The organism is Bradyrhizobium sp., assembly GCF_049512235.1.
In the GTDB taxonomy this organism is placed as follows: Bacteria; Pseudomonadota; Alphaproteobacteria; order Rhizobiales; family Xanthobacteraceae; genus Bradyrhizobium.
Map to the genome: position 1 here is coordinate 1 of NZ_JBEKXH010000064.1, position 20,789 is coordinate 20,789.

Genomic DNA, 20,789 nt, shown 5'->3' on the forward strand with positions numbered 1-20,789 from the left:
CGTAACCAACACCGCCGATGCCGCGCCCCCACCCCACCCTCCCCCGCGAAGAGCGGGAGAGGGAGTGAGAGGCCAATGCCCGTGGCCTGAAATGACAGGTTTCAAGGAATCGGTCGTCTAGTCCGATGCCGCGGCAGCAGTTCCTTTCAGACGCGCCAGCGTCAAACCGGCGCGCCTTTCGCCGCTTGATCCCCGCGCGGTTTTGTCGAAAGAGTATTATTGGGAATGGATTGCAAAGGAAACAATTTGGCTGACACGACCAGCGATCGCCTTCGAGCCCGCAACGATCTGGCATGGGCCATCTCGGTCGGCGGCATCGGCGCCATCGCCTTTGCTGCGCTGCTGCTGTTCACCTGGACTTTTGCCGCGACGCTGTTTCTGATCTTCGCCGGCATGCTGCTCGGTGTCGGGCTCAGCGCCATGACCACCATGCTCGGCCAGGCGGCCAAGCTGCCGCATGCGCTGCGGCTGACCATTGTCTGCCTGGTGCTCGCTGCCCTTTTGTCGGGCGTGGTCTTCCTAGGCGGCGCCACCATCGCTCAGCAGGCCAAGGTGCTGAGCGATACCATCAAGTCGCAACTGGTCGTTGTCAAAGCCTTCCTCGACCGCAATGGTATCGACACCAGCTATTTCGAGCTCGGAAATTCGAACGCGGCGCCGGCGGCGAGCACGGAAACACCAGGCCCGGCGGCAACCCACAATCTCTCCGGCGCCAGCGCGTTCGCCTCGAGCGGCGGCGCGATCGTCAGCCAGACCTTGAAATTGCTGCTGGGCACGCTGAGCGCGGTCGGAAATTTCTTCATCGTGCTGTTTTTGGGTCTGGCCTTCGCGGCGCAGCCCGGCGTCTACCGCAAGGGGCTGCTCTATATGGCGCCGGCAAGGCATCGCGCCCGCGCCACCGTGATCGTCGACCGCATCGGCGAAACCCTGCAGCGCTGGCTGATCGCGCAGATCGCCACCATGTTCGCGGTGTTCGTCGTGACCTGGATCGGGCTGGCCCTCATCGGCATCCAGAGTTCCTTCATCCTGGGCATCCAGGCCGGACTATTGGCCTTCATCCCGACGGTCGGCGCGCTGGTTGCCGGACTGATCGTGGTGTTGGCAAGCCTTGCTTCGGGATGGGTCGCCGCGGCCAGCGCGTTTGCGCTGTTCCTTGGCATTCATGCGCTGGAAAGCTATGTCCTGACGCCGATCATCCAGCGGCAGGCCCTCGACATTCCGCCGGCCACGCTGTTTGCGTTCCAGATCCTGCTCGGCGTGGTGTTCGGCATCTGGGGACTGGCGCTGGCGCTGCCGCTGATGGCGATCGTCAAAGTCATGATCGACTACTTCAAGGCCGAGGACCTCGCGCCGGGCGCAGCCAATGCCTGAGGCGGCGGATGGCCCACCCTTCCCTAGTCAGCCGTGGTCAGCACGGTCTCGGTGTGCTCGACCTCGGGCGGCGCGGCGAAAAACGCTCCGACCAGCCCGCGCCATGCCGTAAAATCCTCCGAGCCGCGGAAATCGACGGTGTGATTTTCCAGTGTCTCCCACTTCGCCATGAGCCGGTAGCGTGACGGCTTCTCGATCGACCTGTGCAGTTCGAAACCCTTGCCGCCCTTGGCGCGCAGGAACAACGGACGCGCCTTGGCGACTGCGGCTTCAAAGTCTTTCTCGGTGCCGGGCTTGACGTCGATTTGTGCGATTTCGGTGATCATGGGGACGGCCCTTTCGTTGCGGGCTCCGTCTCTAGCCCAGGCACGCACAATAATGAAGGGTCTTGAAACCAAGCCCGCGAACAAAGTCTGTGAGCAGCAATCGCCGGCCTGGATCGGAGGTCATGGCACGGAGCCGCCTGAGCAAAATACGCAACAAGGTGGTTACCGCCCGACGCCGGACGGGTTCAGGCCCGGCCGCGGCTGACGCGAGAAACCCGCAGTCCTGCGCCGCCAGGTTTCCAGCGACAGCGGCAGTTCCTTGGCCACCTCGACGCGGTTGCGGCCGCCACGCTTGGCCTTGTAAAGCGCGGCATCGGCCGCCACCAGCAACACTTCGAGTTCGGTGCCTGCCGGCCCGCCGGCCACGCCGACGCTGACGGTGGTATCGACCGGCCCGTCCTCGACCACGATCCCCGAATTGGCAAATGCCTCGCGCACGCGTCCGGCGGTGATCACGCCTTCCTCCAGCGAACACGGCAGCAACGCCGCGAACTCCTCGCCGCCGATGCGTCCCGACAGGTCCGCGATGCGCAACGTGTTGACCAGGATGACGGCGAATAATTTGAGAATCTCATCGCCCGCCGGATGGCCGAAGCGGTCATTGATCAATTTGAAATGGTCGAGATCAAAGATCAGCATCGTTATCGGACGGCCGGCGCAGGCTTCGCGTTCGATCACCCGTGACGTCGCCTCCGCGAAGCCGCGGCGATTGAACACCCCGGTCAAGGGATCGATCGATGCCAACGTCCTGTTTGCCGTCACCGTGCGTTCCGATACCAGCATGAAGATGATGAACACGGTGCCAACCGCATAGAGCACGAGCTCGATGGCGAATATGGTGGTCCAGATACTGCCGGAAAATTTCTCGTCGTCCTGAAGCAACAGGTAGCCAAGCAGGATCGGCAGCATCAGCACGAAACCATGTAGCATGGGCACCGCGACCGCCAGCCAGCGTTTCTGCAACGTCCGCCGCCGGTCGGACCACAATTGGGTGGCGGTCAGCGCGGCATAAATCGCAACGATGCCGGCGCCGATCGTCAAGCGCAAGGCGGCGGGCTCGGCCGGCAGCGTCATGACGGTGGCGATCCAGGCGAAGGCGCCGAAAAACAGTCCGGGCAGGTTGGTCCGGCGGCCGTGGAACACCCGCGAAGCGTTCCAGACCATGCCACAGGCCGCGTAGCCGGCGGCGTTCAGGGCCAGCGCAGGCCATTCGCCAAGTGCATTGCTGGCAAGCGTCGGGATCGCGACCGAGGCAGCGCCCAGCAGATAGGCGCTTCCCCACCATTTCAACGCCGGGATGCTCTCCTGCTTGCCGAACAGCAGTAGCATGGCCCCCAGCATGGCCGCCACCATTGCTGCAACGAGATAGAGTGTACGGGTATCGAGCAACATGGGGCACCCATCCTTTGAATGAGCTTACACGGCAAGGTTGAAGCCACGCGCCTCTTCTACGTAGTACTACGGAAGCCAGGTTTTAAATCCGTTTGCGTCGGCCCTAAAGTTTTAGGTAAATACCTCGACAATTCGCCGGCGGTTCAGCAACAAAAAAGGGCGCCCGAAGGCGCCCTTTGAAGTTTCATATAAGCTGCATTCGCGGCTGGTTTTATCGGTGTGTAAAACCCAGCCGTCAGGCTTCGCCGCTGCTGTTGACCTGCGTTAAGGGGCATGCTCTTCGCGCGAAAAATCCGACGGGTTTCCTGAACCTGGTTTCTAGCCGATCGTGACCTGATCGAGATTTTGACGCCGCGACCGATTTGCGCACGACAGTGACGGCAGGTCGTTGCGGAGCATGGACAGCGCCGTGACCTTCAGAGACCTTAAATTCGCAATTCTAATGCCGAGATCCTGCAGGCGTTGCTGACCTTGGGCGATCTCGGCGTCGAAACGTCTCTGGTGCCGGCGATCGAGTTCGTCGCGGTCGAGATATTCATCCGTGGCATTGCCCATGGTCACGGACGCGCGCGCCAGCAGACCCTCAACCCTGATGCTGAGTTTCGCCTGTTCCTGCTCTCCGTCCTGCAAGGAAGCGTCGATCGCCTCCAGAATGGCGCTCACACGCAGCCGGTCGGCGCCATCGCGACGCCGCAGCCGCCAATCGAAATGCAATTCGGCTGCAATCAGTGTCAGATAGACGGCAACGATCGCAACCCCAATCATCAACCGAACGGCGGAGGTCTCGGATTTCAGCGCCGCGCCTGTGGCGACCCAGACAATGGCGCCGAGAAAAAGCCCCGGCAGATGCCCCGATCGCCGGCTTAATACCCGCGATATGTTCCAGACGGTGCCGCCGGCGATCACGCCGACGGCATTCACCGCAACGAAGCACGTTTCACCCTGGGAGCCGCCCGCAAGCAACGGGATTGCGACCGACGCCTCGCCAAAAAGATAGGCACAACCAAGCCACCTGATCACCGGGAAATTATTCTGACAGTCCAAGCGCGCGAGCAGGACGGCCCCCAGTGAAGTCGCCAGCACCGAACCGGCAAAGCATAACGAAAATGTCGTCAGCGACATGGGCAGCCACCCTCATTTGATATTCAAGAATACCTTTGAGGGAGCCGCATCTGTATTCCTACGGATACCGAATTTAAATTTTCCTTAAGGCCACATCCTCTTCAAATACCGTATTTACTTACAATTCACGCAAAAAAGGGCGCCCGAAGCGCCCTTTTTGATTTAATCTCGATCCAGATCAAATATTCGGATAGGTGCTTATCGCTTGGAGAACTGGAACGACTTGCGCGCCTTGGCGCGGCCGTACTTCTTGCGTTCGACCACGCGCGAGTCGCGGGTGAGAAAGCCGCCCTTCTTCAGGAGGCCACGCAGGTCAGGTTCGAAATAGGTCAGCGCCTTGGAGATGCCGTGGCGCACCGCGCCGGCCTGCCCCGACAGACCGCCGCCGTTCACGGTGCAGATCACATCGTACTGGCCGCTTCGCGCCGCTGCGACCAGCGGCTGCTGAATCATCATCCGCAACACCGGACGCGCGAAATAGGCGTCGAGATCGCGGGTGTTGACGAAGATCTTGCCGGCGCCGGGCTTGATCCAGACCCGGGCCACGGCGTCCTTGCGCTTGCCGGTGGCGTAGGCCCGGCCGAATTTGTCGACCTTCTTGACGTATTTGGGCGCGTCGGGCACGGCCGGCTTCAGCTGCGACAACTGATCGAGAGACTGCATGGTCTCGGGCATGTTATGCGGCCCTCATGTTCTTGCGATTCATCTTGGCAATATCGATCGCCTCGGGTTGCTGGGCCTCGTGCGGATGCTCGGGGCCTGGGTAAACGCGCAAATTGCCGAGCTGCACCCGGCCCAGCGGGCCGCGCGGGACCATGCGCTCGATGGCCTTCTCGACCACGCGCTCGGGAAAACGGCCTTCGAAGATCGACTTCGCGGTGCGTTCCTTGATGCCGCCGATGAAGCCGGTGTGGTTGTAGTAGACCTTGTTGTCGCGCTTGCGTCCGGTCAGCACGGCGTGGGCCGCGTTGATGATGATGACGTGGTCACCGCAATCGACGTGGGGGGTGTAGGTAGGCAGGTGTTTGCCGCGCAACCGCATCGCGACCAGGGAGGCGAGTCGGCCGACCACCAGACCTTTGGCGTCGATCAAAACCCACTTCTTCGTCACCTCGGCAGGTTTTGCCGAAAACGTTTTCATGTGAGGAAATCCGTGAAAGGGGGATATCGGACGCGGTCAGCGCCGAACTGCGGGCTTTCTAGATAGCTCCGGCGTCCGCGTCAATCCCAAACGCAGATCAATAGTATAATGATAACAATTACTTAGTATTATGGTGCATAGATACCATCGAAAACATCAAGTATTTGGAATAGAATAGGTCGATGTCACATGGGCGATTGGATCGGGCGAGGTGCCCGACAGGAGATTGACCTCGCCCACCGCCAGCCGCTTGCCGAGCTTTAAAAGCCGTGCCGCCGCAAGTACATCCCGACCGGGCTGTCCCTTGCGCAGAAAGTTGATGTTGAGATTGGTCGTGACCGCAAGCCCGATCGGGCCGATCGCCGACAGCAGCACCACATACATGGCGAAATCGGCCAGCGCCATCAAAGTCGGTCCCGAGACCGTGCCGCCCGGGCGCAGCATGCGGTCGCTGTAGCGCTGGCGCAGCAGGGAGGACGCGCCATCGGCGCTTTCGATCGAGATATCGCCGTCGCTGAAGGCCTGGGGAAATTCGGCGTGGAGAAATTGTTCCAGTTCAGCCACGCTCATTTTGGCAATTACCATTTAGCTGCCGCCTGCCCTCGCCTCGCCCCCGGCCGATTGTTACATTAGGGTGATGCATCTGCCCAAGTGGATATTGCGATGATGATTAAGACAGCAGGCGCCGCCACGCCGCAATCGCTGGTTCTGCTGCAAGAGAGAATCGGCAGCATCGCCGTGCTCACGCTCAACCGGCCCGATGCACGCAACAGCCTGTCGGAGGGGCTGATCGCCGAACTGCATGCGGCGCTCAGGGACATTCGCGACGACGCAATCGTGCGCGCGGTGGTAATCGCGGCCAATGGTTCGGCCTTTTCCGCCGGTCACGACCTCAAGGAATTGACCACCCGTCGCAGCGATGGCGATCGCGGGCGGGCCTATTTCGCCGAGATCATGACGGCCTGCAGCGCGATGATGCAGGCCATCGTCAACCTGCCCAAACCGGTTGTCGCCGCGGTCCAGGGCGTCGCCACCGCCGCGGGCTGCCAGCTGGTGGCGAGCTGTGATCTTGCGGTGGCGTCGGACGCCGCCACATTCGCAACCCCCGGCGTCGATATCGGCCTGTTCTGTTCGACGCCGATGGTGGCGCTGTCGCGCAATGTTCCGCGCAAGCAGGCCCTGGAAATGCTGCTGACCGGCGAGCCGGTCACGGCAGCGCGGGCGCGCGACATCGGCCTCGTCAATCGCGTCGTTGCCGCCGGCACCGAGCGCGACGCCGCGATCGCGCTGGCCGAGCAGGTCGCGCTCAAGTCCGCCTATACGATCAAACTCGGCAAGGCCGCGTTCTACCGCCAGGCCGAGATGAGCCTTGCGGACGCCTACCACCATGCGGCAGAGGTGATGACCGAGAACATGATGGCGCGCGATGCCGAGGAAGGCATCGGCGCCTTCATCGAAAAGCGCGAGCCGAAGTGGCAGGACCGATAAACTCGATCTCCTTATCCCCTCGGCAGCGCGCAGTTCGCGCGTCTCGAAGGATGATGCCTCAAGGTTCCACACCATGAGGAATGTGGATTTATGCAATGAACCATGACGCCTATTCCGACGACTACATCCGCGAAATTCTCAACGCCGTGAAGTCGATCGCGATGGTTGGCGCCTCGCCGGTCAATGTGCGGCCGAGCTATTTCGCCTTCAAATACCTGGCGCAGCGCGGCTACGACATGGTCCCGGTCAATCCCGGCCATGTCGGCAAGGGCCTGCTCGGCAAACCTTTTGTCGCCTCGCTCGCCGATATCGGCCGCCCCGTCGACATGATCGACATCTTCAGGAATTCCAGCCACATCATGCCGGTGGTGGATGAAGCACTGCGCATGACGCCACTGCCAAAGGTGATCTGGATGCAGCTCGGGGCGCGCGACGACGCCGCGGCCGCAAGAGCGGAAGCCGTCGGTCTCAAGGTCGTGATGAACCGCTGCCCCAAGATCGAATATGGCCGGCTATCCTCCGAGATATCGTGGATGGGCGTCAATTCGCGCACCCTCAGTTCAAAGCGCGCGCCGATACCGACCCAGGGCATGCGGCTGTCGCTGAACCGGATGAGCGTCGGCGGCGGCGAAACCAGCGCGTCCGACCGCGCCGCCATAAACAAAAACGATCTCGCATGAGGCAACTGCGAGACGATCAGCGTGAGGATTCCGGTCCAACATTATCAGCAAAAGGAAAACTACAATGACCGATCGCGTTCCCGGCTTTTCCACCCTTGCCGTGCATGCAGGCGCCCAACCCGATCCGACCACCGGCGCCCGGGCGACGCCGATCTACCAGACCACATCATTCGTATTCAACGACGCCGACCACGCCGCCTCGCTGTTCGGGCTGCAGGCATTCGGAAACATCTATACCCGCATCACCAACCCGACCACGGCGGTGCTCGAAGAGCGCGTCGCAGCCCTGGAAGGCGGCACCGCCGCACTCGCAACCGCCTCCGGTCACGCCGCGCAGGTGGTGGCTTTTCAGATGCTGCTGATGCCCGGCGACGAATTCATTGCCGCGCGCAGGCTGTATGGCGGTTCGATCAACCAGTTCAGCCACGCCTTCAAGAGCTTCGGTTGGAACGTGGTGTGGGCCGATCCCGACGATATCGGCAGCTTCGAGCGCGCGGTGACGCCGCGCACCAAGGCGATCTTCATCGAATCGATCGCCAACCCCGCCGGCAGCGTCACCGACATCGAAGCGATCTCCGCGGTCGCCCACAAGGCAGGCGTACCGCTGATCGTCGATAACACGCTGGCGACGCCCTATCTGATCCGCCCCATCGACCACGGCGCCGATATCGTCGTGCATTCGCTGACCAAGTTTCTCGGCGGCCATGGCAACTCGCTCGGCGGCATCATCGTCGACGCCGGCACCTTCGACTGGTCGAAGGACAACAAATATCCGATGTTGAGCGAGCCCCGTCCGGAATATCACGGCATCAAGCTCCAGGAGACCTTCGGCAACTTCGCGTTTGCGATCGCCTGCCGCGTGCTGGGCCTGCGCGACCTCGGGCCGGCGCTATCGCCCTTTAACGCCTTTCTCATTTTGACGGGCATCGAAACGCTGCCGCTGCGCATGCAGAAGCATTGCGAGAACGCCAAGGCGATCGCGGAATTCCTGAAAGGACATCCGGCGGTCGAGGCGGTGAATTACGCCGGCCTGGCCGGCGACAAATACAACAATCTGGCGCGTAAATACGCGCCCAAGGGCGCCGGCGCGGTATTCACCTTCAGCCTCAAGGGCGGCTATGATGCCGGTATCAGCCTGGTCTCGAACCTGAAGCTGTTCTCGCATCTGGCCAATGTCGGCGACACCCGCTCGCTGGTGATCCACCCGGCATCGACCACCCACAGCCAGCTCGACGATGCCGCCAAGATCAAGTCGGGCGCGGGACCCGACGTGGTGCGGCTGTCGATCGGCATCGAGGACAAGGAAGACCTGATCGCCGATCTGGAGCAGGCCCTGGGCGCGAAATGACGGGCGCGGACCCGGAATTTCAGCGCGCGTAGGGTGGGCAAAGGCGCCCTTGCGCCGTGCCCACCATTCTAGATGTGAGAAGATGGTGGGCACGCCATCGGGTGCGCGCATTCGCGCGACCCGTTGGCTTTGCCCACCCTACGGCCGAACAATTCACCCGATTTGCGCGGCGGGCAGCACCAGTTCTTGGCGGTCCGCCGCTCTCGGGCACACCGCCCATCGTTCCGCCTGAACCACCGCTAACGTCAGAACCATGATCGCAACAGCCTGATGGGCCAAAGCAAGATCCATCGGCACCTGGTTGAGCAGCGTCAGAATACCGAGTGTCGCCTGCAACGTCATCGCGGCCAAGAGGCCCAACGCACCGTTGACCGCTGGCGCCCCTGCCCGCGACCTGATCGCGTCGGATGCGTGCAGGAGCGCGAGCACGACCAGCGTGTAAGCAGTCATGCGATGCTCGAACTGCACCGTCAGCGCATTGTCGAACAGATTGCGCCACCACGGCACCTCAAAAAACAGCCGCGCCGACGATGGAATCAGCCCGCCATCGATATCGGGCCAGGTGTTGTAGATCCTGCCCGCGCGCAGGCCCGCCACCAGCGCGCCCAGATAAAGCTGTATGAAGGTCAGTACCAGCAGCACCATCGCCGTGAACCTGAGCCGTGGCGACGCGGCTACTGGCGGCCGGTCCGTGATCCGGCGCAGCGTCCAGACGATCCCTGAAAAAATCAGCAGAGCCAGCACTAGATGGGTGGCGAGCCGAAGTTGCGAGACTTCAACCCGCTGCGAAAGCCCCGAGGCTACCATCCACCAGCCGACCGCGCCCTGCAGCGCGCCGAGGCCGAAGATCAGCCACAATCGCCGCCGCAGCTCGGCGCCGAAAAGGCCGCGCCACAGGAACCAGAGAAACGGCAGCAGATAAGCCACCCCGATCACGCGCCCGAGCAGCCGATGGCTCCATTCCCACCAGAAAATCGTCTTGAATTCGGCCAGCGTCATGCCGGCGTTGAGCTCGCGATATTGCGGAATGGTCTTGTAGGCCTCGAAGGCCTGCGTCCATTGCTCAGGATTGAGCGGCGGCAGCGCGCCGGTGACCGGTTTCCATTCGACGATCGAAAGCCCGGATTCAGTGAGCCGCGTAGCTCCGCCGACCAGCACCATGACGGCAATCAGGGATGCGATCGATACCAGCCACGATTTGACGGCGCGGTTGGGTTGGACATGGTGTGCGGCAACAGCGGTCATCGCAAGGCGCGCTTGAATGAATTGGCGCGCTCCTTATAGTCCGTCGCTTCCCGTGCGCAAGGCACGCCCCGTCGACGAACTGCACAATTCCGTCATGACCATCCGCACCCGCAAATTCCTGGGAACCATCGCCCTTCTCATGCTGGTGGCGGTGTGGTCGCTGCTGGGAATGGCGGTGGCGCAGATGCCGTGGCTTGCGAACTCCGGACTGTTGCAAGCCATATTCTATGTCGTGGCCGGCATGGGATGGGTGTTGCCGGCGATGCCGATCGTCAGCTGGATGGCGCGGCCGGACCTCCAGCGTTGAGAGAAACCCGGCGCTCGCCACCCTAGCGCGAGCTGGTCAGCAGACCGAAGGTGGTGCCCGAAAGGATGGCGTGCATGGCGCGCAGCGACCGGCGCCGGCCGTCCCAGGCAATGCGCGGAAGCGCGTGCAGATTGGTTCGGCCCGCCGGCTCGACGATGCCCGGCATCGCCGAGGCCGCGCTGGCGAACCCGGCTTCCGCTGACATCGCGGCGTGCTGCCGTCGCCACGACGCGCGATCGCCGAACGGATAGGCGAAATGTCTGACATCGCGGTGCAATGCAGCTTGCGCGACCGCCCTGCCCATCGTCATCTCGCGCAATGCATCGACGTCCCTCAGGTTCGACAGGATCGGGTAGTTCACGCTGGCACTTCCGATCGTCACCAATGGATCCACTGCAAGCCTCGAAAGGTCGCCCCAGTCCATCGATGCATCGCGCGACAGCGCCGGCAAGTCGACCGAATATCGCCTGCACAGGTCCTTGATCGCAGACGAAAGATCCGGCGGCGGCAGCGAGCGCAGCCAGCCATCGAGAAAGCCGAAGAGCTGATATTTTTCCGATGTCGTTCTGATCGTGTAACGGAGCTCCTTGCGATCCATCACCAGGCTGACGCGAGTTTCGCGCGCGATCACTTCTGCGAGTGCAAGCCACCATGCTTCGCCAAGGCCGTCCGGAAACGCGGTCGGCACGTAAACGGTAAAGGGCACACCATGTTTCGAGAGCACCGGATAGGCCGAGGTGATCAGATCCTTGTAGGCGCCGTCGAATGTCAGGCAGACAAACCGCCTCGGCAAGCCCAGCGTCACCGCCCGCTGGCAAACCTCGTCCATCGAAATGATATCGAACCTCCAGCGCTTCAAGGCGCGGATCGTTCGATCGAGAAAATCGGGGGTGATTTCCCCTGACTTGAGCGGCTGAAAGCCCGCTTTCTGCCGCGGACGGACCCGTTCGAACCGCATGATGACGCCGGTACCGCGCGCCGCCCGTTCCCGCAACCTTGCCAGGTCGCAGAAATAGGCGAACTCCAGCGCCAGGCTCGTCAATAATCCATTGTAGGATGGCAACGTTTCGCCCCTCAACGCCGGTCTGTCCGCCTCGTCCCGGCCCCACTGTCATTACGATTTGTTATCATTTCTTTGCAAAGGTCGAGCCAAGCTTCAAATTGTAGATAATTCACCAAAGACAGGTTTTGCAATGGCCATGCCTGCCGCGATAGATACTCGGACGGCAAGTGCGTCGGCGCGGTCGCGGACAAGCCGCATCGCCGGAGTTCATATCGCTCACGATCTCAGCCAGGTTGAGACCGTCTGGCGCGGCCTCGAGGATCGGCAGCAGTTCTCCACGCCATATCAGCGCTTCGATTTCCTGAACGCCTGGCAAAGCCGGGTCGGGACGCGCGAGAACCTCCTGCCTTTCATTGTTGTCGCGCATGACGCGGAACGACGGCCGCTGCTGCTGCTGCCGCTCGTACTCTCGCGCAAGCATGGAATACGCACGGCCCGGTTCATGGGCGGCAAGCACGCCACATTCAACATGGCGCTTTGGAACCGGGATTTTGCCGCCGCAGCCACCGCGCTCGATCTGTACACGCTGCTATCGGCCCTGCATGAGCGATCCGGCGCCGATGTTCTGGCGCTCCATCAACAGCCGAAGCGATGGCGAGATTTGCCGAACCCGTTGGCGATGCTGCCATACCAGACTTCCGTCAACGTTTGCCCGCTGCTGACAATGCCGCCGGGCGCGGCGCCTGCCGCACTGATCGGCGGCTCGTTCCGACGGCGGTTGCGGAGCAAGGAACGCAAACTGCAAATGCTGCCGGGCTTTCGCTATCAGGTCGCAATCAGCGACGCCGAGATCAAGCGGCTGCTCGACTGGTTCTTCTTGGTCAAGCCTCTGCGCATGGCCGAGCAGAAACTGCCCAACGTGTTCGCCGAACAAGGCGTCGAGGATTTTATCCGCGACGCCTGCATGACGCCGGTTTCCGGCGGCGGCCGGATCATCGATATTCACGCGCTGGAGTGCGACGACGAGATCATCGCGATCTTCGCCGGCGTCGCCGATGGCCGCCGCTTTTCCATGATGTTCAATACCTACACGATGTCTGCCAGTTCGCGATACAGCCCCGGCCTGATCCTGACCCGCAAGATCGTCGACCACTACGCCGCGCAGGGCTATCGTGACCTCGATCTCGGGGTCGGGTCGGATGGCTATAAGCGTTTTTTTTGCAAGAGTGACGAACCGATTTTCGACAGCTTTATCCCGCTCAGCCTGCGCGGCAAGGTCGCGGCGGCGGCGATGTCGGCCGTCAACCGCACCAAATATCTCGTGAAGCATAATCAGCCGCTTTTGCAAACCGTGCAGAAGCTGCGAGGCGTGCTTCGCTGAAGCAACCCCCCGAAGGTGCCGGCTTACGCGGCCACCTCGACCCGCGGGCTCGGCCCGATCGGCTCGAAGGGCTGGGCGGCTTCGCTCAATAGCGTCACCTCGCTGAAGCCCACCGCCTTGAGTTGATCGCACATCAAGGCGCGGGCGCCGGCGGCCATCGATTTATCCGGTACCACCACCACCGCGCGCGCCTGCGCCGTGAGCAACTCCGCGGGCAGATCGGAAGCCAGACCGGCGTCCAGCAACACATGATCGTAGACCCGCAGAAATGCATCGATCGCAAGCGTGAGCCGCGGCGATTTTAGCAAGGAACGGTCCGAGCCCGGACGCCCGGCGCTGACGAATTGCGCCCGCGACAGCCGGTCCCTGGTGATGACTTGCGAAAAGGACGCCTCGCCGAGCATCAGTTCGGCCAGCCCGGGCGCGGTCGGATCGACCGACGCCGCCGCGATCACAGGCGAGGATGCCGCCAGATCGACCACCACGACCCTCGCATCGCGCGCGAGCAGCCGCGCCAGCGCGAGCACCGTCGCGCTGACGCTGCCGGCCGCGGCGGTACCAAGGATCGTGACCTTGCGCGCCGCCTCGCCTGTACCGCGCAAGATATCGGCGAGTTGCTCGATCTCTGTGAACTCGGGTGCAATGCCCGGGGCGGGCGCGAGTTCCGGATCGGGTTCGACCTGGGACCGCGGACGCGTCTCGGCGAAAACCGGAGCCGGATCGACCGCAGCGATCGCCGCCGCCGCCGGGATACCGGGTGGGGCCGGCGCCGACACGATCGCGGGCGCCTCGCGCGGCACCGTCATGAGCAGCAACTCGCCGGTTGCGATCGCGCCGGCGCTGAGCATCAGCGTTGCCAGCGTGGCGATCAGCACGATCGGCAGCTTCTTGGGATATGCCGGAATGTTGGATACGATGGCACCGGAAATAATCCGGCCATCCGACGGTGCCGCCTCGATATTCTCACGCGTGTTCGCCTCGCGATATTTCGCGAGATAGGATTCCAGCAGATCGCGTTGCGCCTTGGCTTCCCGCTCGAGCGCCCGAAGCTGGACGTCCTGACCATTGGTCGATGTCGCCTGCTTCTTCAATTGCTCGAGGCTGGCACTGAGGCCGTCGACCCGCCCGCCCGCGATGCGGGCGTCATTGTCAAGCGAGCGCGAGATCTTGCTCGCCTCCTCGCGGAGCTGGCGGTCCAGATCGGCAAGCTGCGCCTTCAGTTCCTTGATGCGTGGGTGGCCGTCGAGCAGCGTCGATGACTGCTCGGCAAGCTGCGCGCGCAGTGTGACGCGCTGTTCGGACAGCCTTCGTATCAATTCGGAATTGAGTATCTCGGAAGCCTCGATCGGCTTGCCGCTCTGAAGCATTTCCCTGATCAGTCGCGCCTTCGACTCCGCGTCGGACTTCAGCGCCCGTGCGTTGTTCAATTGCGTGTTCAGTTCGCCCATCTGCTGGTTCGAGAGCGTGGTATTGTTGGTACCGACAAACAGGCTCGATTTGGAACGGAAGTCCTCGACGCGGGATTCCGCCTCCATCACCTTGTCGCGCAGATTGTCGATTTCTCCCGACAGCCATTGGCTGGCGGATTTGGCCTGCGCCTGGCGTGCGGCTTGCTGCATGACCAGATAGCCTTCCGCGATCGAGTTGGCGACGCGCGCCGCCAGCTCCGGATCGCGCGACTGGAATTCGATGACGATGACGCGCGATTTATCGACGGCGTAGGCAGTGAACGCGTCGAAATAGGCATCCAGCACGCGCTCTTCCGGCGTCAGCGATAACGGATCGCGACCGATCCCGATCAATGCCAGCACCGACCTCAACGGTAAAAAGCCGCGCAGGACCGGATCGAATTCCGGCCGCTCGGCCAGTTTGTTCTTCTTGATGATCGCGTGCGCCAGATCGCGCGACAGCAAAAGCTGGACCTGACTTGTGACGGCCTCGGTATCGAGCGCGGCGCGCTCCTCGCTGCGCTCGCCGTTCGGACGCAGGAAGACGTTCTCGCGCCCATCGACCAGAATGCGCGCCTCGGATTTGTATCGCGGGGTAACCAGATTGACGGCGGCAATCGACAGCACGGCGGCAAGCACGGTTGGGACGATGATCCAGTTCTTCTTGCTCGCAAGAGCCTGGCCAAGCAGGCGCAGGTCGAGGTCCCTGACCTCGGTCGCCGCGACCGGCCGATAGCTGCGTGCCACGGGATCAGAGCCGGTCCTCCGGACTACCGCCTCTTCCGTGCCCGCCTTGTCGCTGCCCGCACGCCAGAACGCCAAACGCATCGCTCACTCCCGCGGACGCTTTTTCACTCAACTGGGGCGATTACACTCCATTAAGGTTGCGGGGGGGTTAATTCAGCCAATGGTTGCGAGAACATCCCGTACGACCGCTGCGGTCATTGTTTGTTAACGATGAAGGGCCTTAATCGAGATATCCTTACTTCATCAGGGCTGTCCGATGCGAGGCGTGCGCGCCGTTATCTCGTGTCTGCTCGTCGCGTCAGCCATTTCAGGTTGTGCGCGCCGATACGTCGGCGAGCGCTGGTTCCGATGATGCCCGCTATTTCAAATTCGCCGCTTCGCATCCTGCACGCCGTGCGCGCGCCGGTCGGCGGCATCTTCCGCCACATCCTGGACCTGGCCCATGGCCAGGCCGACCGCGGTCACCACGTCGGCATCATCGCCGACAGCCTTACCGGCGGAGCACGCGCGGAGGCCGCGCTGGCGGAGATCGCTCCGCGCCTCAGGCTTGGCGTTCAACGTCTGGCCATTCGCCGTGAACCTCATCCCGCGGACATTTTGGTGTGGGCGCGTTTCGTGCATTTGATCCGGCGGCTGCAACCGGACGTCCTGCATGGACATGGCGCCAAGGCCGGCACCTTTGTTCGCCTGAGATCCCGTTCCAAAAACGCCATCCGCGTCTATACTCCGCACGGCGGCTCGCTGCATTACCCGCTGGAAACGCTGAAGGGCGCGTTCTACGGCCGGATCGAACGCGCGCTGATGAACAAAACCGATCTGTACCTGTTCGAAAGCGCTTTTGCGCGCGACACTTATCAGCGCACCATCGGCACCCCGAGCCGGCTGGTGCGTTGCGTGTTCAACGGCGTGACCAAGGAGGAATTCGATCCAGTGGTAAAGGCGGCTGACGCCGCCGACATCCTGTATGTCGGCGAGTTCCGGCATATCAAGGGCGCTGACCTGCTTGTCGACGCGGTGTCGCGACTTCGCAGCGGCGGCCGACCGGTCACGCTGACGCTGGCCGGCGACGGCGAGGAACTAGGGCCTCTCAAGGCTCAGGTGCAGAGGCTTGGTCTGGTCGAAGCGGTGCGTTTCATCGGCCACGTCAAGGCCCGATATGGCTTCTCCAAGGGCAATCTGCTGGTGGTCCCCTCGCGCGGGGATTCGATGCCCTATGTCGTGATCGAGGCCGCCGCGGCGGGAATCCCGATGGTGGCCGCCAATGTCGGCGGCATCCCGGAAATTTTCGGTCCCCACGGCAACGCGCTGTTCGCGCCAAACGACGCCGGCGCGATGGCGGCTTCGATCGCTGCCGCGCTGCAGGATCCTGCCGCGGCGCTGGCCCGCGCAAAATCCCTTCGTGAAAGAGTATCCCTGCATTTTTCGCAGCAGGCCATGGTCGAAGGCGTACTGGCAGGCTATCGCGAGGCGCTCGCCATCGTTAACCTTACTTTACCGACGATAACCGTTTCTTCCGATTTGTCCGTTAAGCCATGAGGCGGGGAATTCCGCCTCGGCGTGCGCATCGCTGGATGCCATGCAAGACCGGATTTGGGTACTGTGGAACCGATCAACGCACGATCCATGCTCGATGCCGCGGCAGCGGACGCAGCGACCGCCACGCCGGATCGCGCTCCGCTGGAACGGCGCCGCCGACTGTCGAAGGCGGCGCTTGCGGTCGCCAGCCAGAAGGTGCGCCCGGCCTATTCACCGATCGTGATCGCGGGCGCCGTTCGGCTCGCCGATTTTCTCCTGCTCAGTACCGTCGGCGTCGCGCTCTATCTCGGATATGTGGTGCGGATCGATGGCTTCCACTGGGAATTTGTCACGGCCATTTTCGGCATGGCCGCCACCGCTGTGATCTGTTTCCAGTCCGTCGATATCTACGTCATGGAGGTGTTCCGAGGTCAGCTCCGGCAGCTGACGCGGATGATCTCGGCCTGGTCCTTTGTGTTTCTGCTCTTTATCAGCGCATCGTTCTTTGCAAAGCTCGGCGACGAGGTCTCGAGGCTGTGGCTATCGGCATTTTTCATGGTCGGTCTCGGCGCCCTCGTCGCCGAACGCCTGTTGCTGCGGGCGATGGTGCGCAGCTGGGCACGTCAAGGCCGGCTTGACCGCCGCACCATCGTGGTCGGCTCTGACCATGCCGGCGAAACGCTGGTCGAAGCGCTCAAGCATCAAGACGACAGCGATATCGATATCCTCGGTGTATTCGATGACCGCAACGACGATCGCGCGCTGGAAACCTGCGCCGGCAGTCCCAAACTCGGCAAGGTCGACGATATCGTCGAATTTGCCCGCCGCACCCGGATCGACCTTGTGCTGTTCGCGCTACCGATTTCCGCGGAGACGCGGATTCTCGAAATGCTGAAGAAGTTGTGGGTGCTTCCGGTCGACATCCGGCTTTCGGCCCACACCAACAAGCTGCGCTTCCGCCCCCGTTCCTATTCCTATCTCGGCAAGGTGCCCACGCTCGACGTGTTCGAGGCACCGATCACCGACTGGGATCTGGTGATGAAATGGCTGTTCGACCACGCCGTCGGCGCGCTCGTCCTGCTGCTGGCGCTGCCGCTGATGGCGTTGATCGCGCTGGCGATCAGGCTCGACAGTCCAGGCCCGGTTCTGTTCCGCCAGAAGCGATTCGGCTTCAACAACGAGCGCATCGACGTCTTCAAGTTTCGCTCGCTTTACCACGATCGTGCCGATCCGCTCGCCGCCCAGGTCGTGACCAGGAACGATAGCCGCGTCACCCGCGTCGGACGCTTCATCCGCAAAACCAGCCTTGACGAACTGCCACAGTTGTTCAACGTCGTGTTCAAGAGCAACCTCTCCCTGGTCGGTCCGCGCCCGCACGCCGTGCAGGGCAGATTGCAGAGCCGGCTGTTTGATGATGCCGTGGATGGATATTTCGCGCGTCACCGCGTCAAGCCGGGCATCACCGGATGGGCCCAGATCAACGGCTGGCGCGGCGAAGTCGACAGCGAGGAAAAAATCCAGAAGCGCGTCGAGTTCGATCTCTACTACATCGAGAACTGGTCGGTGCTGTTCGATCTCTTCATTGTTCTCAAGACGCCGCTGGCGCTGATGACGAAGAACGAGAACGCCTATTGAGGCATGACCCGGCAAAGCGGCGGCGAACGTCCCGCCGCCAGGATCATGTTCAAATACCAGGATCATGCCGGGGTCCGATGCACCTCGGCTGCGGCGAGCTCCGGCCATTCCGGTCTGGCGTTCGGTTACGGGTTCGGTTGCGTGTTTGAAAGTGTGCGATGGCGTATGCAGCGACAGCCCAGGGTTTGCCTTCGTCGGAGACGTCGCCGCGCCTTTTGGCCTTGCAGCGCGCGCTGATGTGGCTGGTCGGCGCTTCGCTGGCAATCGTCTTCATCGAACCGAGTCCCTACGAGCTGGTGACCCTGGCTGCGACCCTGATCTTCGCAGCCACGGGTTTGCGGCTGCGGCTGGTCTTCATGCCGCTGTTATTGCTGCTGTTCCTGCTCAATATCGGCTACACCATCTGCGCGATCCCGCTGACGGACCAGCCCGAGGTCATCAACTGGATCGCGACATCCTGGTATATGGCTGCGACGGTGATGTTCTTCGCGATGGCGCTGTCCGAAGACACCGCGGACCGGCTGGACATGCTGCGCCGCGGCCTGATCGCGGGCGGGTTGATTGCCGCGGCCGCCGGCATCGCCGGCTATTTCGACCTGGTCCCGGGCGGACACGATTTGCTGACGCTGAATGGCCGCGCGCGCGGCACCTTTAAGGACCCGAACGTGCTGGGCGCGTTCCTGATCCTGCCTACCCTGTTCGTGCTGCAAAGCGTCGTCTCCGAAAGCCTGCGAAAATCGCTGCGCAGCACCCTAACTCTTGTAATTATGGCGCTTGCGATCCTGCTGGCGTTTTCGCGCGCGGCTTGGGGCGGGATTGCCCTCACCTCTGCCTTCATGCTGGGGTTGATGGTTTGGACCACACAGTCGCACTCCCAACGCTCGCGCATCGTCGTGACGGCGGTCATCGTGACTTCGATGATGGCTATTCTGCTCGCGGTGCTGTTGTCGTTCGATTCCCTCGACGAAATGTTCAAGCAACGCGCAAGTTTCGACCAAAGCTACGACGAGGGCCGCTTCGGCCGGTTCGGACGGCACGTCCTCGGCGCTCAAATGGCGCTCGATCTGCCGTTCGGCATCGGACCCCTGCAGTTCCACAACTACTTCCCCGAGGACGCCCACAACTCCTTCCTGAACGCGTTCATGTCCGGCGGCTGGATCTCGGGCGTCTGCTATCCGGCGCTGGTGTTCATCACCGTCCTGTTGGGATTTCGTCACGTCTTCGTTCGCGTGCCTTGGCAGCGAACCTATCTCGTGATTTTCGCGGCATTCCTGGGTGCGGTCGGCGAGGACTTCGTCATCGATACCGATCACTGGCGGCATTTCTGGATGATGCTGGGTGCGATGTGGGGCATGTTCGTCGCCGCGCAACGCTACCGGGCGATATCGGATCAGGCGCCGCCGGCGCCCGATTGAGATCAAGATTGCGTCTCGACCTCGAAGGTGATGCCGGCGTGATCGACCAGCCGCGCGATCAGGTGGTTGCCCATCGCAGCGCCTGGCGTCCAGATGCCGCCTTTGACTTCCGGCGACTGGCCCAGGCAAATGGCGCATTCCGAGATCATCTTTGACGTCGATCCGTAGCCGGGATCGCGATCGCCGCGGACTGCGACGCGCACCTGGCGGCCGTCCGGCGCAAGGCCAACGAACAGCAGGTCATAATGGCCGGACTCGCGCTCCTCCTTCGACGGGCCCTCGCCGGGCTTCGGTCCGCCACCGCCCAGCCTCTCGGCATTGTTGGCAGCGAGGATGCGCTTTGCCCTCTCTTCGCCCTTCTCGTCCGGACCGGTCAGCATCATCTCGTCATAGACAAAATCCCGGCCGTAGGGAAAACCCAAGAGCATGTTGGAGCGGTGCACATTGCGGGTGTTGATGGTCGCCATCACGAACGGCGTGGTCCACGATTGCAGGTCCTCGTCATATTGCGGCCGGTTGCCCGGCGGCTGCTTTGGACCTTCAAAACCGGGTGTCAACGCGAACGGACTCTTCACCAGCGCCACCAGGCTGAGGTCATTCGCCGCGGCGGCGAAATTCGCCTTGAAACTCGCCGCGGTGCCGCCCGACAGCGTGCCCTTCATGGCCCGGACCCGGCCTTTGACGCGGCTGACCGGCGCGCCGAGGGTCTTCTTCGCGGTTTCCTGACAGAAGTACACCCCGAGTTCGAACGGAATCGAATCATAGCCGCAAGAAAACACAATGCGCGCACCGGTCGATTGCGCCGTAGCCTCGTGCGCCTCGATCATCTGGCGCATCCAGACCGGCTCCCCGCAGAGATCAAGATAGTCTGTGCCGGTGGCGGCGCAGGCTGCGACCAGTTCCGAACCATAGAGCTGATAGGGGCCGACCGTCGTCAGCACCAAGTTAGCCCGGTCAATCATTGCCCTGAGTGACGCCGGATCGCTGGCCTCGGCCTGGATCAGCGCGGTGTCAGCGGGCGCGCCGATCGCATCGCGGACGGCGGCGAGTTTGTCCAGGCTGCGGCCGGCCATCGCCCATTTCGGAGCGGTCTTGCCGGTGTAATGCGCCGCGAGATATTCGGCGACGAGTTGTCCGGTGAAGCCGCTGGCGCCATAGACAATAATGTCGAAGTTCGACGAAGACTTCATAAATCAGATCCCCGAGGTGAATTTCCGGCGTATGA

At 62.4% G+C, this 20,789-nt stretch carries 19 protein-coding genes; 9 read left to right on the forward strand and 10 right to left on the reverse strand.

Annotation, left to right across the window (positions count from 1 at the left end):
* The first annotated feature begins 225 nt into the window (after nt 1-225).
* Entirely contained in the window at nt 226-1,371 is a 1,146-nt protein-coding gene (locus ABSG20_RS08650; RefSeq protein WP_423864082.1) for an AI-2E family transporter, read from the forward strand.
* A gap of 23 nt (nt 1,372-1,394) precedes the next feature.
* On the opposite strand, the gene ABSG20_RS08655 is transcribed toward ABSG20_RS08650, so the two are convergent.
* The 6 genes from ABSG20_RS08655 to ABSG20_RS08680 all read right to left on the reverse strand — a co-directional run bounded on the left by ABSG20_RS08655 (nt 1,395) and on the right by ABSG20_RS08680 (nt 5,937).
* Nucleotides 1,395-1,697, reverse strand: coding sequence for an antibiotic biosynthesis monooxygenase family protein (locus tag ABSG20_RS08655; RefSeq protein WP_423864083.1), 303 nt, complete (start codon nt 1,695-1,697; stop codon nt 1,395-1,397).
* Between the two features lie 162 nt (nt 1,698-1,859).
* Nucleotides 1,860-3,089, reverse strand: a complete 1,230-nt coding sequence (locus tag ABSG20_RS08660; protein ID WP_423864084.1) for a GGDEF domain-containing protein — start codon at nt 3,087-3,089, stop codon at nt 1,860-1,862.
* A 318-nt stretch (nt 3,090-3,407) separates the two neighbouring features.
* Entirely contained in the window at nt 3,408-4,211 is an 804-nt protein-coding gene (locus ABSG20_RS08665) for a hypothetical protein (protein ID WP_423864085.1), read from the reverse strand.
* Nucleotides 4,212-4,409: 198 nt separating this feature from the next.
* Entirely contained in the window at nt 4,410-4,886 is a 477-nt protein-coding gene (gene rpsI, locus ABSG20_RS08670) for a 30S ribosomal protein S9 (RefSeq protein ID WP_423864086.1), read from the reverse strand.
* Between the two features lies 1 nt (nt 4,887).
* Nucleotides 4,888-5,352 carry a 50S ribosomal protein L13 gene (gene rplM, locus ABSG20_RS08675; RefSeq protein ID WP_423864087.1) on the reverse strand — a complete coding sequence of 155 codons (465 nt, stop codon included), beginning with the start codon at nt 5,350-5,352 and terminating at the stop codon, nt 4,888-4,890.
* A 156-nt stretch (nt 5,353-5,508) separates the two neighbouring features.
* Nucleotides 5,509-5,937 carry a PaaI family thioesterase gene (locus ABSG20_RS08680; protein ID WP_423864088.1) on the reverse strand — a complete coding sequence of 143 codons (429 nt, stop codon included), beginning with the start codon at nt 5,935-5,937 and terminating at the stop codon, nt 5,509-5,511.
* 81 nt (nt 5,938-6,018) lie between these two features.
* Here ABSG20_RS08680 and ABSG20_RS08685 point away from each other — a divergent pair, with 81 nt between their 5' ends.
* The 3 genes from ABSG20_RS08685 to ABSG20_RS08695 all read left to right on the forward strand — a co-directional run bounded on the left by ABSG20_RS08685 (nt 6,019) and on the right by ABSG20_RS08695 (nt 8,868).
* A complete protein-coding gene (locus tag ABSG20_RS08685; protein ID WP_423864099.1) occupies nt 6,019-6,840 on the forward strand; it encodes an enoyl-CoA hydratase in 822 nt (273 codons plus the stop codon).
* 95 nt (nt 6,841-6,935) lie between these two features.
* The gene (locus tag ABSG20_RS08690) at nt 6,936-7,520 is read left to right on the forward strand and encodes a CoA-binding protein (protein WP_423864089.1); all 585 of its coding nucleotides are present in this window, start codon (nt 6,936-6,938) and stop codon (nt 7,518-7,520) included.
* A 64-nt stretch (nt 7,521-7,584) separates the two neighbouring features.
* Nucleotides 7,585-8,868 (forward strand): O-acetylhomoserine aminocarboxypropyltransferase, encoded by a 1,284-nt coding sequence (locus tag ABSG20_RS08695; protein WP_423864090.1) that lies wholly within the window; start codon nt 7,585-7,587, stop codon nt 8,866-8,868.
* A gap of 153 nt (nt 8,869-9,021) precedes the next feature.
* Here ABSG20_RS08695 and ABSG20_RS08700 read toward each other — a convergent pair whose 3' ends face one another.
* Nucleotides 9,022-10,113: a COX15/CtaA family protein gene (locus tag ABSG20_RS08700; protein WP_423864091.1), complete on the reverse strand. Its 1,092-nt coding sequence runs from the start codon at nt 10,111-10,113 to the stop codon at nt 9,022-9,024.
* Nucleotides 10,114-10,207: 94 nt separating this feature from the next.
* Here ABSG20_RS08700 and ABSG20_RS08705 point away from each other — a divergent pair, with 94 nt between their 5' ends.
* Nucleotides 10,208-10,420, forward strand: coding sequence for a DUF2842 domain-containing protein (locus ABSG20_RS08705; protein ID WP_423864100.1), 213 nt, complete (start codon nt 10,208-10,210; stop codon nt 10,418-10,420).
* Nucleotides 10,421-10,442: 22 nt separating this feature from the next.
* Here the strand turns inward: ABSG20_RS08705 and ABSG20_RS08710 are convergent, their stop codons facing one another.
* Nucleotides 10,443-11,483 (reverse strand): polysaccharide deacetylase family protein, encoded by a 1,041-nt coding sequence (locus ABSG20_RS08710; RefSeq protein ID WP_423864092.1) that lies wholly within the window; start codon nt 11,481-11,483, stop codon nt 10,443-10,445.
* 130 nt (nt 11,484-11,613) lie between these two features.
* Here ABSG20_RS08710 and ABSG20_RS08715 point away from each other — a divergent pair, with 130 nt between their 5' ends.
* Nucleotides 11,614-12,804 carry a GNAT family N-acetyltransferase gene (locus ABSG20_RS08715; RefSeq protein ID WP_423864093.1) on the forward strand — a complete coding sequence of 397 codons (1,191 nt, stop codon included), beginning with the start codon at nt 11,614-11,616 and terminating at the stop codon, nt 12,802-12,804.
* Nucleotides 12,805-12,827: 23 nt separating this feature from the next.
* Here ABSG20_RS08715 and ABSG20_RS08720 read toward each other — a convergent pair whose 3' ends face one another.
* Complete coding sequence (locus tag ABSG20_RS08720) at nt 12,828-15,080, reverse strand: GumC family protein (protein ID WP_423864094.1); 2,253 nt, start codon at nt 15,078-15,080, stop codon at nt 12,828-12,830.
* Nucleotides 15,081-15,350: 270 nt separating this feature from the next.
* Here ABSG20_RS08720 and ABSG20_RS08725 point away from each other — a divergent pair, with 270 nt between their 5' ends.
* From ABSG20_RS08725 to ABSG20_RS08735, 3 genes are all read left to right on the forward strand, one after another.
* The gene (locus ABSG20_RS08725; protein ID WP_423864095.1) at nt 15,351-16,535 is read left to right on the forward strand and encodes a glycosyltransferase; all 1,185 of its coding nucleotides are present in this window, start codon (nt 15,351-15,353) and stop codon (nt 16,533-16,535) included.
* A 63-nt stretch (nt 16,536-16,598) separates the two neighbouring features.
* A complete protein-coding gene (locus ABSG20_RS08730) occupies nt 16,599-18,149 on the forward strand; it encodes an undecaprenyl-phosphate glucose phosphotransferase (RefSeq protein WP_423864096.1) in 1,551 nt (516 codons plus the stop codon).
* 158 nt (nt 18,150-18,307) lie between these two features.
* The gene (locus tag ABSG20_RS08735; RefSeq protein WP_423864097.1) at nt 18,308-19,564 is read left to right on the forward strand and encodes an O-antigen ligase family protein; all 1,257 of its coding nucleotides are present in this window, start codon (nt 18,308-18,310) and stop codon (nt 19,562-19,564) included.
* Between the two features lie 2 nt (nt 19,565-19,566).
* On the opposite strand, the gene ABSG20_RS08740 is transcribed toward ABSG20_RS08735, so the two are convergent.
* Nucleotides 19,567-20,754, reverse strand: coding sequence for a saccharopine dehydrogenase family protein (locus ABSG20_RS08740; protein WP_423864098.1), 1,188 nt, complete (start codon nt 20,752-20,754; stop codon nt 19,567-19,569).
* Between the last annotated feature and the right edge of the window lie 35 nt (nt 20,755-20,789).

Coding starts and splice junctions, on each gene's coding strand:
- ABSG20_RS08705 (WP_423864100.1), top strand. CDS start 10,208: ATGACCATCCGCACCCGCAAATTCCTGGGAACCATCGCCCTTCTCATG.
- ABSG20_RS08690 (WP_423864089.1), top strand. CDS start 6,936: ATGAACCATGACGCCTATTCCGACGACTACATCCGCGAAATTCTCAAC.
- ABSG20_RS08660 (WP_423864084.1), bottom strand. CDS start 3,089: ATGTTGCTCGATACCCGTACACTCTATCTCGTTGCAGCAATGGTGGCG.
- rplM (WP_423864087.1), bottom strand. CDS start 5,352: ATGAAAACGTTTTCGGCAAAACCTGCCGAGGTGACGAAGAAGTGGGTT.
- rpsI (WP_423864086.1), bottom strand. CDS start 4,886: ATGCCCGAGACCATGCAGTCTCTCGATCAGTTGTCGCAGCTGAAGCCG.
- ABSG20_RS08720 (WP_423864094.1), bottom strand. CDS start 15,080: ATGCGTTTGGCGTTCTGGCGTGCGGGCAGCGACAAGGCGGGCACGGAA.
- ABSG20_RS08655 (WP_423864083.1), bottom strand. CDS start 1,697: ATGATCACCGAAATCGCACAAATCGACGTCAAGCCCGGCACCGAGAAA.
- ABSG20_RS08685 (WP_423864099.1), top strand. CDS start 6,019: ATGATTAAGACAGCAGGCGCCGCCACGCCGCAATCGCTGGTTCTGCTG.
- ABSG20_RS08725 (WP_423864095.1), top strand. CDS start 15,351: ATGCCCGCTATTTCAAATTCGCCGCTTCGCATCCTGCACGCCGTGCGC.
- ABSG20_RS08695 (WP_423864090.1), top strand. CDS start 7,585: ATGACCGATCGCGTTCCCGGCTTTTCCACCCTTGCCGTGCATGCAGGC.
- ABSG20_RS08665 (WP_423864085.1), bottom strand. CDS start 4,211: ATGTCGCTGACGACATTTTCGTTATGCTTTGCCGGTTCGGTGCTGGCG.
- ABSG20_RS08680 (WP_423864088.1), bottom strand. CDS start 5,937: ATGGTAATTGCCAAAATGAGCGTGGCTGAACTGGAACAATTTCTCCAC.
- ABSG20_RS08735 (WP_423864097.1), top strand. CDS start 18,308: ATGGCGTATGCAGCGACAGCCCAGGGTTTGCCTTCGTCGGAGACGTCG.
- ABSG20_RS08650 (WP_423864082.1), top strand. CDS start 226: ATGGATTGCAAAGGAAACAATTTGGCTGACACGACCAGCGATCGCCTT.
- ABSG20_RS08715 (WP_423864093.1), top strand. CDS start 11,614: ATGGCCATGCCTGCCGCGATAGATACTCGGACGGCAAGTGCGTCGGCG.
- ABSG20_RS08700 (WP_423864091.1), bottom strand. CDS start 10,113: ATGACCGCTGTTGCCGCACACCATGTCCAACCCAACCGCGCCGTCAAA.
- ABSG20_RS08740 (WP_423864098.1), bottom strand. CDS start 20,754: ATGAAGTCTTCGTCGAACTTCGACATTATTGTCTATGGCGCCAGCGGC.